This is a genomic window from Paenibacillus sp. J22R67, assembly GCF_059692175.1.
Genome location: NZ_JCAUAX010000001.1, coordinates 941,243 through 953,728, shown reverse-complemented (window position 1 = coordinate 953,728; position 12,486 = coordinate 941,243). Strand labels below are relative to the sequence as shown.

At 47.7% G+C, this 12,486-nt stretch carries 12 protein-coding genes and 1 pseudogene; all 13 read left to right on the top strand.

The genetic code is table 11. The features are described from left to right. Positions 1 to 6: 6 nt before the first annotated feature. The 13 genes and pseudogenes from AC58VC_RS04430 (at position 7) to AC58VC_RS04370 (ending at position 12,457) form a co-directional block, all read left to right on the top strand. The gene (locus AC58VC_RS04430; RefSeq protein ID WP_497367600.1) at positions 7 to 1,158 is read left to right on the top strand and encodes a glycoside hydrolase family 88 protein; all 1,152 of its coding nucleotides are present in this window, start codon (positions 7 to 9) and stop codon (positions 1,156 to 1,158) included. A gap of 183 nt (positions 1,159 to 1,341) precedes the next feature. Next, a complete protein-coding gene (locus AC58VC_RS04425; protein WP_497367599.1) occupies positions 1,342 to 2,511 on the top strand; it encodes a YbfB/YjiJ family MFS transporter in 1,170 nt (389 codons plus the stop codon). 184 nt (positions 2,512 to 2,695) lie between these two features. Further along, positions 2,696 to 3,439: an SDR family NAD(P)-dependent oxidoreductase gene (locus AC58VC_RS04420; protein WP_497367598.1), complete on the top strand. Its 744-nt coding sequence runs from the start codon at positions 2,696 to 2,698 to the stop codon at positions 3,437 to 3,439. A gap of 59 nt (positions 3,440 to 3,498) precedes the next feature. Then, a complete protein-coding gene (locus tag AC58VC_RS04415) occupies positions 3,499 to 3,816 on the top strand; it encodes an NIPSNAP family protein (protein WP_497367597.1) in 318 nt (105 codons plus the stop codon). A gap of 196 nt (positions 3,817 to 4,012) precedes the next feature. Continuing rightward, positions 4,013 to 4,171 (top strand): annotated as a pseudogene (locus AC58VC_RS04410) (Ger(x)C family spore germination C-terminal domain-containing protein); the annotation flags it as partial. Positions 4,172 to 4,433: 262 nt separating this feature from the next. After that, positions 4,434 to 4,724, top strand: a complete 291-nt coding sequence (locus AC58VC_RS04405; RefSeq protein WP_161407345.1) for a hypothetical protein — start codon at positions 4,434 to 4,436, stop codon at positions 4,722 to 4,724. Positions 4,725 to 4,773: 49 nt separating this feature from the next. Next, the gene (locus AC58VC_RS04400; RefSeq protein WP_497367596.1) at positions 4,774 to 6,516 is read left to right on the top strand and encodes an AAA family ATPase; all 1,743 of its coding nucleotides are present in this window, start codon (positions 4,774 to 4,776) and stop codon (positions 6,514 to 6,516) included. A 756-nt stretch (positions 6,517 to 7,272) separates the two neighbouring features. Then, positions 7,273 to 8,232 (top strand): acetylxylan esterase, encoded by a 960-nt coding sequence (locus AC58VC_RS04395; protein WP_497367595.1) that lies wholly within the window; start codon positions 7,273 to 7,275, stop codon positions 8,230 to 8,232. A 29-nt stretch (positions 8,233 to 8,261) separates the two neighbouring features. Next, the gene (locus AC58VC_RS04390; protein ID WP_497367594.1) at positions 8,262 to 9,122 is read left to right on the top strand and encodes a sugar phosphate isomerase/epimerase family protein; all 861 of its coding nucleotides are present in this window, start codon (positions 8,262 to 8,264) and stop codon (positions 9,120 to 9,122) included. Beyond that, the gene (locus AC58VC_RS04385) at positions 9,103 to 9,576 is read left to right on the top strand and encodes an SRPBCC family protein (protein WP_497367593.1); all 474 of its coding nucleotides are present in this window, start codon (positions 9,103 to 9,105) and stop codon (positions 9,574 to 9,576) included. The genes AC58VC_RS04390 and AC58VC_RS04385 overlap by 20 nt, the downstream gene beginning before the upstream one ends. Positions 9,577 to 9,766: 190 nt before the next feature. Then, the gene (locus AC58VC_RS04380; RefSeq protein WP_497367592.1) at positions 9,767 to 10,468 is read left to right on the top strand and encodes a hypothetical protein; all 702 of its coding nucleotides are present in this window, start codon (positions 9,767 to 9,769) and stop codon (positions 10,466 to 10,468) included. A gap of 16 nt (positions 10,469 to 10,484) precedes the next feature. Further along, entirely contained in the window at positions 10,485 to 11,318 is an 834-nt protein-coding gene (locus tag AC58VC_RS04375) for a hypothetical protein (RefSeq protein ID WP_497367591.1), read from the top strand. Positions 11,319 to 11,338: 20 nt separating this feature from the next. Continuing rightward, on the top strand, positions 11,339 to 12,457 hold the full coding sequence (locus tag AC58VC_RS04370) for a PepSY-associated TM helix domain-containing protein (RefSeq protein WP_497367590.1): 1,119 nt from the start codon (positions 11,339 to 11,341) through the stop codon (positions 12,455 to 12,457). Positions 12,458 to 12,486: the final 29 nt, after the last annotated feature.

Below are 12,486 nucleotides of genomic sequence, written 5' to 3'. Positions count from 1 at the left end.
ATTACGATGAGTGTGAATCAAACAGCAACATGGACTAGTGCTCAGAAATTTGAAGAAATCATGCCCCAGGTCTGGGAAGCGCTGCAGGTGAAAGTTGATCGGATGATCGAGCAGCTTGGAGAGAAGTCTCCTCATGTAGCCAAAGAAGATGGACTCTACGATGACATGCGAATTGATTGGTGGACATCAGGTTTCTGGCCGGGCATTCTTTGGATTCTTTATGATATGACAGGTAAAGAGCATTATAAGGAAGCCGCTTGGAAATGGGATGAAAAGCTGGAGCAAGCCAGCGTACGGACCAACAACTTTCATCACGATGTTGGTTTTCAATATTTGCCTACAGCCGTCATTAAGCATAAATTGACAGGTGACAGCGATGGATTGCGCCGCGGACTGCAGGCAGCTAATTTCTTAGCTGGCCGATTTAATCTGGCCGGCAGCTTCCTTCGTGCATGGAATCAGGAGAAAATTGGCTGGGCCATTGTCGACTCCACGATGAACCTGTCCATTCTGTTCTGGGCAGCGGAAATGACTGGCGATCCGCGCTTCGAGCAAATCGGCAGAGCACATGCGGATACCGTCGTTGACAAATTTGTCCGCGAAGACGGATCGGTGAATCATATCCTGAGCTTCGATCCGAAGACCGGCGAGCTCATTGAATCATTAGGCGGTCAGGGTGCTGGACCGCTGTCCGCTTGGAGCCGCGGAGCCGCATGGGCGCTGCATGGTCTGGCGAACGTCTACCGTTTCACGGGAGAAGTGCGTTACTTGCGTGCGGCGCAGCGTGTAGCGAACTATTTCCTGGCGTGCCTGCCGGAGGACAACGTGGCGCATTGGGATTTCCGTGCTGCGGAATCGCTGGAGGGTGAGCCTAGGGACACATCGGCGGCTACTTGCGCCGCATCCGGGTTGATTGAACTGGCGGAGTTCTTGCCGGCCATCGAAGGCAATGTATACCGCCGCGCCGCGGAGCGCATGCTGCTGTCGCTGACGCAGAAGTACGGTACGTGGGATCAGCCGGAGCATCAGGCTATTTTGCTGGAAGGCACCGGAAACAAACCGGCTGGGCAGAACGTGAACGTGTCGCTTATTTACGGCGACTACTATTATGTGGAGTCTATTGCTAAACTGCTGGGTTGGAAGCAGCGTATTTTCTAGGATGGCGCCATTCCCCCCCACAGACATGAATACAAGCACCGTCAGGGAAGTTCCCTGACGGTTTTTCTAATTTTAGCTATCTGAATTCACGATAAATAACATCATCATTCTGTATTATGCAGGAGGACAACAATCAAAGTATCATGAGTAGGCCGTCCAAAAATAATCAAGGGAGGAACGCGTATGAAAAGAAACACGGTTATTGTTCTGCTCGGAGGCATTGGGGCGTTGATGGTAGCTATGGGAATCGGAAGATTCGCTTTTACACCGATCCTGCCGATGATGATGGATAACCATCTCTTCTCTCCAGCCGGTGCGGGTTATCTGGCTTCAGGCAATTATTTGGGGTATTTGATCGGAGCGTTTATCCTGACCCTAGTTCAAGTGAATAACCGATCCAGACTCCTGCTTGCCGGGTTAATCGGCAGTATAGTAACGACCTGGGGGATGGGGGAGTTCCACAGTCTTGAGATCTGGCTCTTGCTTCGATTTTTGTCCGGCCTAGCCAGCGCGGTTGTGTTCGTGATCGCCTCCAGCATGGTCATGGAGCGTATAACTTCAAAGCAAGCTGGTATATTTTATGGCGGGGTAGGAGCGGGCATTCTTCTGACCGGATTTTCAGTTCCGCTACTGGCCAAGAGCGGGGATTGGATCGACGTATGGAAGGGATTGGGTCTGATCAGTCTGATCATTGGTCTGGCAGCCTGGTATTTGTTGCGGGACAAGCAGTCTGGTACGAATGCGGCAATACCGCCAAGTAACCAGCAAGCTTCGGGCGTTCGTCGTCGGATTTTGATCTGGTTGATGATTGCCTATGGGTTAGAAGGCTTGGGCTACATTGTTACCGGGACCTATCTTGTTGCGTACGCGAAGACGGTCTCAAACCTTCCGAATATCGCGTCGTTAAGTTGGATATTGGTTGGTATCGCCGCGGCTCCTTCGTGCATCGTATGGTCGATGCTTGCCTCTCGGTGGGGCAAAAAGTGGACGCTTACCGTCTCTATGCTTTTACAATCCATTAGCATCGCGATTCCAGTTCTTATTCATTCTTCAGCCGCCGTATTCGTAGGCGCCTTCCTGTTCGGGGCAACGTTTATGGGGATTACGATGCTGACCGTTTCTTTTGCCAAGGATTTGTATCCGCACAATAACCGAAAAACGATTGGTTTGCTGACCACCTTCTTTGGCTTGGGGCAAATCATTGGACCGCTTATTGCGGGTCATCTGATCTCGGGAAATGGCAGCTATCTCACAGCTTTAATTGGAGCTGCACTCATTGTTCTCTTGGGTGCGCTGAGCTTCCCGCTGGGCATTGGCCGTGCTGACCGAAAACAGCTGAAACCAGTTTCTTAAGTAGTGATCCCCTTGCATAAGGGACTCTCAATCTAGATATACGAAATCGAGATACTGAATATCTCGATTCTGTATTATACAGGATAACCAAGTTCGTATATGATGAATGAGTAGATCAGCAAATCACATTTTTTTAAACAAAAAACCTACCTTTTAATAGGTATACAAAAAGGAGATTATACAAATGAATTTTCAAAATAAAGTCGTAGTCATCACAGGTGGAAGCAGCGGTATTGGGAAAGCAGCAGCCATAGAGCTAGTTAAAAGAGGGGCTAAAGTAGTTATCAATGGCCGCCGCGAACATGAATTAGCAGAGGCTGCAAGAGAGATCGATCCAACAGGTGCACAGATCGGATATGTTGCAGGTGACATTTCAGATCCCCAAACGGCTCAACGTTTAATCAGCGAGACACTTTCACGCTTTGGACGCATCGACACATTAGTTAATAATGCAGGTATTTTTATTGCAAAGCCATTCACGGAGATTACTGAAGCCGAATTTGAATCGGTCCTATCGACCAATGTGAAAGGATTCTACCATGTTACCCAAAGGGCGGTGTCCGAGATGCTGAAAGCAGGTTCCGGTCACATCGTGAATATTACGGCAAGCGGAGCTGCTGACCAGCCCATTAAAGCCGTGCCATCTGTACTTACTGCGCTTGGCAAAGGAGGCCTGAACGCGGCAACAAAATCGCTGGCGATTGAGTATGCGGACAAGGGGATCCGCGTAAATGCTGTCGCACCAGGGGTTACGAAAACGCCGATGCATGCGGTTGAGACACATGAATATTTAGCTCAATTGCACCCAGTGGGCCGAATGGGCGAGGTTCAGGATATTGTTGACGCCATTCTATATCTGGAATCAGCACAATTCGTGACCGGTGAGATTCTTCATGTCGATGGCGGTCAAAATGCAGGTCAGTGGTAAGCTGTAAATAATCTTCTGAATCAGGACAAATACTGAAATTCAAAAGGAGGATGGCGTTTATGCTATACGAGCTGCGGATATACGATGTAACTCCCGGGCGCATGGAAGCCATATTGAATCGGTTTCGGGATGGTACGATAAGTATTTTTGCTAAACATAATATGAAGGTAACGAATTTCTGGGTAGACGCTGACGAGTCTAAGGAGCGGTTGTATTATGTCCTTGAACATTCGGACGCGGCAGCCCGTGAACGAAACTTCCAAGCCTTTTTGGAAGATCCAGAGTGGTTGGAACTAAAGGAAAGAACGGAACTAGACGGTCCATTACATGAGAAAATCGATGTCATTTATATGAAAAACGCATCATTTTTCGAGTGAAATTGTTCGGATTAATCCGAACCGTTGATGGCAGCCATACTGAATGACCTAATCCTTTATTTGGTTGACATGAAACGGAATATAAATACCTTTTTTCAGTATTCACAACAATGCATGGAAATCTGTATAAAATGACCACGCCGACGAATACTAAAAATAGGTTGCTTCACTTAGGGGATAGGTCCAAAGCGTTTATAGAACGGACGTCTTCGGTTTTGGAGAAGCTGTTCATCGGCAGCATTTTTACCAGTGGAAAAAGATAAAAGACTGGGTACAATTGTTCCCAGAGGCAAAAGTAACCGTAGAGGTTGCTCTTAAAATTGAACGCTTTAGCGCAGAAGGCAAAAGAACCTAGCTCATGAAGCAGGCGCTTTTGCTTTTTGTTGTTGTAAAAGCATAACCGCATTTGCTGTCATTCCCATGTCAAATTTCCAATTCTTGCATCCGTGTAACCATAAATGGGTAGCTCTTAACATTATGCTTGATTTTGAACCGCACTCGGTCTTAATATGAAATAAATAGAATATATTGGTTTTAATCTAGTTGCGAACTGAATCTCACATCATTTTCACCTGTCAGTATTCCTAGCATACGATGTAGGAAGGTGGTGGTGAAAAGTGATATTAACAGTTGCGGGCTGGATGATTTATACATTATGGGCCATATTTGGATTAATGATCATCCATTTTCTGATTTCCTTCTTCAAAATGTTCTGGGAAGGAGCTTTCGATGTTACATTCGTATTAGGTTACTTAAAAGATGTCCTCTATTATGTTTTACCTTTGAATGTGCTTGTAAATTTGGTTTCAATCGATCCCACAGGTTGGATTCTTGTGATCTTCTATTTCATCTGTGGGGTCGCTGTCATTCTCAAATATTTATTGGATATTAAAAGAATTTTCCAATAAATAACTAGCGGGCCTTCTTTAAGTTGGTCCCAGGAAAGGAAGTGATGCCATGAGGAGATATCAGTGGATTAGGTGGCGAAAATTCATCCTCTGGCTAGCAGCCCTCGTTATTATCGGTTTAATTTTGTTCGTAGGAGGGCCGACCTATTGGAATGCCGCGTTAACCATCGCCAGCTTGTTATTCCAGTTGTTATTCGCAGTACTATTCATGATCATCCAGTTCGTAGCACTCTTCTGGTTTCTTGCCAGGGGACGCACCTACTGGATACTGCCTGGCGAGACCGGCGCAACCTGGGACGATTATCGGGGGAATCCCGAAATTGTTGAGAATGCGAAGCGAATTGTGACCCTGCTCAAAGGGGTCAAGGAGTTCAAGGAGATGGGCGGGGAGGCAATCCGAGGATTGTTGCTGTGCGGACCTCCCGGCACTGGGAAATCTTACTTAGCTCAAGTTATTGCCAACGAAGCGCAAGTACCTTTCGCTTACGCTTCAGCTCCGAGCTTTCAGAACATGTTCTTCGGTGTAGGTAACCTGAAAGTCATGGGTATCTTCCGGAAGGCGCGGAAGCTCGCGAGAGTATACGGAGCCTGTATTATCTTCATTGACGAGATCGATGCGATCGGCATGAGTCGTCAAGGAGGCGCAGGCGCAGGGATGATGGGGATGATGGGCATGGGCGGAGGCTCCGGCCTGCTCAATGAGCTCCTCTTGCAGATGGACCCGCCGAATATCGACACATCCAAAATTGCCAAGATGCTTCGTTCGTTGGGGCTGCGCCGCAAAAAGGCGGAGCGTCCAGCGGTACTGACCGTCGCGGCAACGAATTTGCCTGATGTGCTTGACTCTGCTTTACTCCGTCCAGGTCGTTTCGACCGGCAGCTATGGGTGGATGTTCCCGACTATGACGGACGGGTAGACATCTTCCAGTACTATTTGAAAAAAGTGAAAAAGGACGCTACACTCACTCCAGAAGCGGCAGGACTCGATTCCATCGGGTACAGCCCGGCGCAAATCAAGCACATCGTTAACGAAGCCGTAGTCATCGCGCATCAGCGCGGTGCTCAACTGGCTAGTTACGAAGACTTCCGAGCTGCGATGGAGACCTATGAGTGGGGACTCAAACAACCGCTTCGCTCGATGAGAGACGATGAGAAGCGGAATGTGGCTTACCACGAGGCGGGCCATGCGGTGGCGCAGTTCCTGCTCAAGCCGCATGAACGCGTGTGGAAGGTGACGATTATTCGCCGGGGCGGTGCGCTCGGACTCGCAGCCACCAAACCGACGCATGAGCGTTATAACCGAAGCGACAGCGAGATTTTGGCGGAAATCCAAGTCTGTCTGGCCGCTCGTGCTGTGGAAGAGGAATTCCTGAACAAGAAATTAAACGGTGTAACCTCGGATCTCCAGCAGGCAACGTTGCTGGCAGGATCATACTTGGGCATGGTTGGGATGGGCGATGAACTGTTCAGTTTTCTCGCTATCGGCTCCCAGGCTGAAGGTTTGAAGGCACTACGGCCTAAGATTAATGAACTGCTGAAAGATCAGATGTTGGAAGTGAAGAAGCTCGTTCGGGAATATGACGGGTTCGTTCATACCATTGCAGAGGAGCTGCTGAAGCGTGGGGATCTGACCGGAGACGAGATTGAAGAAATCTTCGTGCAGCTGTATGGGCAGAGTCGGCCTGTGCTGCCTGAGGTGAAGCCGCCAGTGTTCGATGCGCCGAGCAAAGAAGCACCGGCAAAGCAACTTGATGTGATTGAGAACGAGGATGAATCCAAGGATTCCGAGTGAAAGTGCTGTCCCAGCGGAGGGTTGATGCCGCTGGGGCATTTTTTTGTTTGATATAGGTTGTGCCCATAATCGTACCGATATAGCTCCTTAAATTGCAGTTTCATTGGAATTCGTCCAACGAGGCTTGTAGTGACGGGGGAGGAGTTATAGAAGGGGCGTTTCTACCTCGAAACCTGTCGAGCACTGTTCTATGTTGCACAAAGTGCAACATAGAAAGGGCATAAACAGCACAAACCTTACTCTCATTGCATAAAGTACAATCATTTCACCTAGAGTGGCCTCTGGAGTTGTCCTTTCTAGCGAAATTGTTGCACAAAGTGCAGCATAGAGTGGACAAGGTGCGCGCAAGCAGCCTTTTTGTTGCACAAAGTGCAATATAGGATGGTCTAGGTGCGTGTAGTTTGTGGGGGGATTGGTGGGGCGCGTCAGTAGGGGATGCAAGTTTACGAGTTCGTATGTCCGTTTAATCCTCATTGGATGGTATCCAACGTAAAGGCGGTTAGTGGTGCTTTTACACACGTTTCATTGTAATTCATCCAACGATCTGTGCAATTTAGGTACGTCGTTGGTGTTTTCATTGATTTCGTCCAATGAGACTGCACGGCTCCAATCGCGGCAACCGATGTTCCCTTATTTGGCGCGGGTATCCTTTGTGCTCGTCTTAACACAATTATGCCTTATCCCACCTATATGCATTATAATTCAAGAGAGGTAACATAAAGAGGAAATCTGGCGATCTGGAGAGGATGTCACGATATGAATGCTTTCACGAAACGCAAAAGAGAACTGGAGCAATACGCTCCAGCACCAACACTGGATAGGAACAGCATCGATACCTTTTGGAACAACACGCTCGAAGCAGCAGCTCAGCAGCCGTTATCAGTCAGAAGGGAGCAGCAATCCCCGCTTTTTTCTTCGGTGCGGATGGATAAGCTGACTTATCTCGGCCATGACGGTACGCCAATTAACGCGTGGTTTCTCGTCCCTGATAAACCGAGCGGGAACCAGAAACCGCCTTGTGTCGTGATGTTCCCAGGTTATGGCGGAGACAGAGGCCTTCCAGAGCGTTATGCCGTTTGGCTGCTGCTCGGATATGCCGTTCTCGCCGTTGATGCCAGAGGACAAGCTGGGGAAACGGGCAATCTCCTTCAAGATGATGCCGGCTCTTCGAAGGGCTGGGTAACACAGAACCTGCTGAGCAAGGAACGCAGCTATTATTTGGCGCTTGCGCTGGATGTAGTTAGAGCTGTGAAAGCCGCCTGTCAGCAGCCTGAAATCGATGTTAGCCGAATAGCTGCCGTTGGCGCAAGCCAAGGCGGCGGGATGGCGCTGCTCGCTGGAGCGCTCAGCCCTCAAGTCACGGCTGTCGTTGCCGACATTCCGAATCTGTGCCATTTAGATTATGGCATACTTCATTCCACAGGTTCCCTCTCAGAGATAGCGACTTACTTGAAGCGCCATCCGGATAAGTTGGGAAAGGCTTTAGAATCATTGGCCTATTTTGACATTGTGAACCTCGCTCATCGTATTCAGGCGCCTGTGCTGATGTCGGTCGGTTGGAAGGACACTGTCTGTATGCCAGAAACGATATATGCCGCTTATAACCGGCTCAATTGCTCTAAGATCATCTACGATTATCCCTTCTCTGGGCATGAAACCAGTGAAGAGCACCACAGAAAGGTCATTCGTTTTTTGCAAGAAAGCTTTGGTGAGTGAAATCGAGTTTGTACGGGAGGCTGACAATGATGGCGGTTAAAGGAAATTTACGATTAGATGTTCAACAATCCTGGTGGGCGATGTCTGGACTGGGAGACGGTGAGACCGAATGGTCGATGGAACAGAAATTTGAAAAGCTGGCGGAAACCGGATTTACCGGTATTTTGGGAAGATTGCCGCAAGGGGAAGAAGCAGATAAATGGCATCGTTTGCTGCAGGAATACAGCTTTAGTTTTGGGGTGCAAATGGCTCCCTTCCCGCGTGCAGGAGACGATATCACCTCTTTCCTAATGGCGGCGAAGCAATTCGGAGCTCGGTATATCAACGCCCAAGTGCTAGATCAATATACAGTAAGTACGGAAGCTATTTCGGGGTTAAAAGGTCTAATCCAGCAAGCGGAGGAAGTAGGCGTCCCGTTTTTTGTTGAGACGCATCGAGGGCGTGTGACCCAAGATCTGCTCAGAACAGCAGAATATGTACAAGCCCTTCCGAAGCTACGGCTAACGAACGATTTATCTCACTACATCGTCGGGTCTGCCATCGGGGAAGAGGGTGCTGATGCCGTGACCGAAGAGTTATTCGCCAAACTGCTGCAGCGGACCTCCAGCATTCATGCGCGCGTATCGAACGGCAACCAAGTTCAGGTGGATATCGGGGAGCATGGCGAGCATCCAATGGTGAAACATTTTGCCAGGTGGTGGCGTGAAGGGATGAGCTGCTGGGCACAAACGGCTGGTGAAGGAGACTCTTTCCCATTTGTATGCGAGCTGGGACCGGCTTCTTATGCGGTGGTCAGACAGGATGGGAAGGAAATCTCCAATCGCTGGGAGCAAGCGCTTGTTTTCAAAAAAATCGCAGAGGAACTTTGGCATGCCGTCCATTCGCATTGAACTACTCATTAACTCGCCCGCGGAAGTGATCTTTGACTTGGCAAGAAGCATCGACATCCATGCAAAGTCCACCGCTCAAACCAAGGAAAGACCGATTGGTGGCCGGACAAGCGGCCTCATCGAATTGGGGGAGACCGTGACATGGGAAGCGATTCATTTTGGGATCAAGCAGAAGCTGACCGCGAAAATAACGGAGATGGAACGTCCTTATTATTTTGTGGATGAACAGGTTCGTGGAGCTTTCAAGAATTTCAAGCACTCCCACGAGTTTGTCCCTGCCGAAGGTGGAACGCGAATGATTGATCTCTTCGTGTATACTTCGCCTATGGGCGTTCTGGGGAAATTAGCAGATAAATGGTTTCTGGAAGCCTATATGCGTAACTTTTTGATGCAGAGGAATCTGTATATTAAGTTTGCGGCTGAAGAAGCAATGAGAAATAATACAAGCATTTGATGCCGATTGTGAGAAATAATAGGGAATCCCTAAGGCCACGTTAAGAGGCTGGGGATTCCCTTTTACTTTTTTTTGCAGATGACTTGACAGTTGTATTGAGAAACATTATCATTTGATTTATTAAGTGAAATTGAAAATCATTATCAATTAGTTTAAGCCATCAACCACATCACGGGGGTGTCCCATACATATGATCAACGAAAATGAAGTCGGAACGGGCATGGGAACCATGCAAGTTCTTACTGATTATCAACTAGAGCGTTGGATTCGAAGCCATACGCAAGTTATCAGTAAGAGCCAGCAGGATGAACCGGATTGGAAACAACTTACGCAGTATGCCGCTTATCATGCAATTAACGAATGGTATTCGCTCCCAATGAAATCTAGAACATTCATGACCTTAACGAATTTATTTGAACGTCGCTGGACGAATAAATTTCGCAAGTTTGATTCACTTGGATTCTATATAGATGTTAAGCGAAGCGTGCTTAAGCATCTATATAAAGCACTTACTGGGGAAAACTCTGTGGAATGTCCGCTTATGCTCTTTGAGAGCAGCAACGTGTGGGTTGAAGAGCTAAATTTGGGTTTGTCTATGATCATGCAAGTTATGGAGCCAACAAAGGATTCGTTCGTGATCCATAAATATATGATGGAAGAAAACGAGACAGCGGTGCAGATGTTTTTCCATATGACCGTCGTTTATTGCTATAAAGCATTCGGAAAAATGCCGGAACGTTTGCAGGTATGGAATATGATGAACGGTAAGAAGTACCGGGTAAACCTGGAGGATATGGATGTAAGCAGCTCCATGGACTATTTAAAGCTAGTTTCAGAAGTATATATGCAAAATGATAACTGCCCGTGCTGCTCAGGCCGGTTAGTCATGTAAAAGTAGGGGGAGCATCATGGAAAGTAATCGATTCTGGCAGTCTAGCAATGACTTACTGCCGCTGCGTTTCACAACATTAACAACTTCAAATGAGGGTGTTCTATACGCCGGAACGGATGGAAAAGGTGTATTTCAATTCACTCCTCTGCGCTCTTGGGAGAATGCTTCTCAAGGGTTACCTGATCATTTGCGTATTAACCGCTTGGACTGGGTGGATACGCAATTATATGCCTCAACCAATCTTGGCTTATACGTGTTAGAGGATGATGTTTGGAAGCAAACTTCTGTCAGCGATCCCTGCTACCGGGTAATTGGTTGGGGGGATCGTTTTGTGCTGACCTCCAAAGGACTTCTTTGCGGAAGCGATGGAGAGTGGCAGCCACTTGCCTATCGCGACAAGAAAACGTTCGATATGCTGGTAACTCCGCATTTTCTATTTCTTGGATATGAGGATGGCGTCGCGTTCTATGATTTATTGACAGGCGATTGGTGCGACCTTCCTCTCAATCAAGCGGTGACAAGTATGGCTGTCTTCAACCAAATGTTGATAGGCACAACCTCGCGCGGAGGTTTGGTGATGGGCAATAAGATGGGCGGTTTCCATCAAATACGGTTTGAAGGGATGCATTTGAACCGGTTAGTCTCTCATCAAGGAGACGTGTACGTATGTGCCAATACAGGGATCTATAAGTTGATAGACTTAAAAGGGCGCATCCTGCTGCATTCCTATAATGTGCAAGCTGAGGTGACCGATTTGCTTATTTGGAGGGATATCATGCTGATCTCCACACTGCAATCCGGGATTAAATATAAAAATGAGCATAAATCGTCATTTCAGACCATTTTATGATGAGATAGGGGAGTACAGTGATGCGCAAGGCGGTTTTATCGATTCATATGATTCTTAGTTTAGTATTGGGGCTTTTCATTGTTACAACGTGCACGACAGGCAGTCTGATCATGATTGAACCTGAGGTGGAAAGCTGGATGTATCCAATCGGCCAATCGCCTACACCAGGTGATGTCGGAGTCGCGGAGATTCAGAAGCACGCGGATGCCTTAAATCCAGCTTTCAAAACGGATTGGATTGACATGACGAAAAACGATGGCTTTTATCATGTTCATCTTTCCAAGGAAGGCAAGGACGGGCGCTTGATTTATGCGGATCCGGGTACAGGCGAAGCTTTCGGAAAAGTGTTGGAGGAGCGTAAGGAGCCTTTTGCAACGATCTATAATTTGCACCGTTATTTCTTGCTAACATCGGTCATCGGTAAAGCGAATGCGGCTTCTGTTGTAGGATATTTAGGAGTTGGACTGATTCTCATTTTGCTGACGGGCGCTTATCTATGGTGGCCGGGCATTCGTAGAATGGCCACTGGCTTTAAGATTATTAGAAATCGAAGCAAGCTGCTTCACAACATGAGCTTGCATAAGGTGATAGGAATTATTTCCATCCCAGTTCTGCTGTTTGCAGCGCTTACGGGTGTTGTCAACGCTTTTGAGAAATCCATTCCAGGCATAGTCGGATTCAAAGCGAAGGAAGAAATCCCAGCGGGCGCGTTGCAGTCCAAAAGCAAGGATGGGACTCCGCTTCCTGTCAGCCGTATTGTAGACTTGATTAACCAAGCCTACCCAAGCAGTAAGCTGATCAAAATTACGTTCCCTCAGAAACCCGGCCAATCCTATCAAGTCGGATTAAAAGAAGGCATTGGAGCTTCTAACGGTAGTAATAGTACGATCTATATGGATGCATCGAATGGTTCTGTTTTGTACAAAACGAACCCTCATTTGCTCATCAATATCTATAATACTTGGCGGAAAGGTCTTCATTTTGCTACTTTTGGTGGAGAAACGACGAAGCTGATTGCTTTTGTTTTTGGCATGATGCCCCTTTTCCTTATGATTACAGGCATCGTAATTTGGCGGCTTAAGTCACGCGGACGTAAACGCAACAAAAAGGAGCATCCGGCGGCTACGGCAGCGGCATAGCACATACATAAAATCCCCCTCTCAACGAT

Bases quoted from the DNA above. Each gene is read 5' to 3' on its own strand.
- AC58VC_RS04385 (WP_497367593.1), top strand. From the start codon at position 9,103: ATGCCGTCCATTCGCATTGAACTACTCATTAACTCGCCCGCGGAAGTG.
- AC58VC_RS04430 (WP_497367600.1), top strand. From the start codon at position 7: ATGAGTGTGAATCAAACAGCAACATGGACTAGTGCTCAGAAATTTGAA.
- AC58VC_RS04400 (WP_497367596.1), top strand. From the start codon at position 4,774: ATGAGGAGATATCAGTGGATTAGGTGGCGAAAATTCATCCTCTGGCTA.
- AC58VC_RS04370 (WP_497367590.1), top strand. From the start codon at position 11,339: ATGCGCAAGGCGGTTTTATCGATTCATATGATTCTTAGTTTAGTATTG.
- AC58VC_RS04390 (WP_497367594.1), top strand. From the start codon at position 8,262: ATGGCGGTTAAAGGAAATTTACGATTAGATGTTCAACAATCCTGGTGG.
- AC58VC_RS04375 (WP_497367591.1), top strand. From the start codon at position 10,485: ATGGAAAGTAATCGATTCTGGCAGTCTAGCAATGACTTACTGCCGCTG.
- AC58VC_RS04420 (WP_497367598.1), top strand. From the start codon at position 2,696: ATGAATTTTCAAAATAAAGTCGTAGTCATCACAGGTGGAAGCAGCGGT.
- AC58VC_RS04425 (WP_497367599.1), top strand. From the start codon at position 1,342: ATGAAAAGAAACACGGTTATTGTTCTGCTCGGAGGCATTGGGGCGTTG.
- AC58VC_RS04415 (WP_497367597.1), top strand. From the start codon at position 3,499: ATGCTATACGAGCTGCGGATATACGATGTAACTCCCGGGCGCATGGAA.
- AC58VC_RS04395 (WP_497367595.1), top strand. From the start codon at position 7,273: ATGAATGCTTTCACGAAACGCAAAAGAGAACTGGAGCAATACGCTCCA.
- AC58VC_RS04380 (WP_497367592.1), top strand. From the start codon at position 9,767: ATGATCAACGAAAATGAAGTCGGAACGGGCATGGGAACCATGCAAGTT.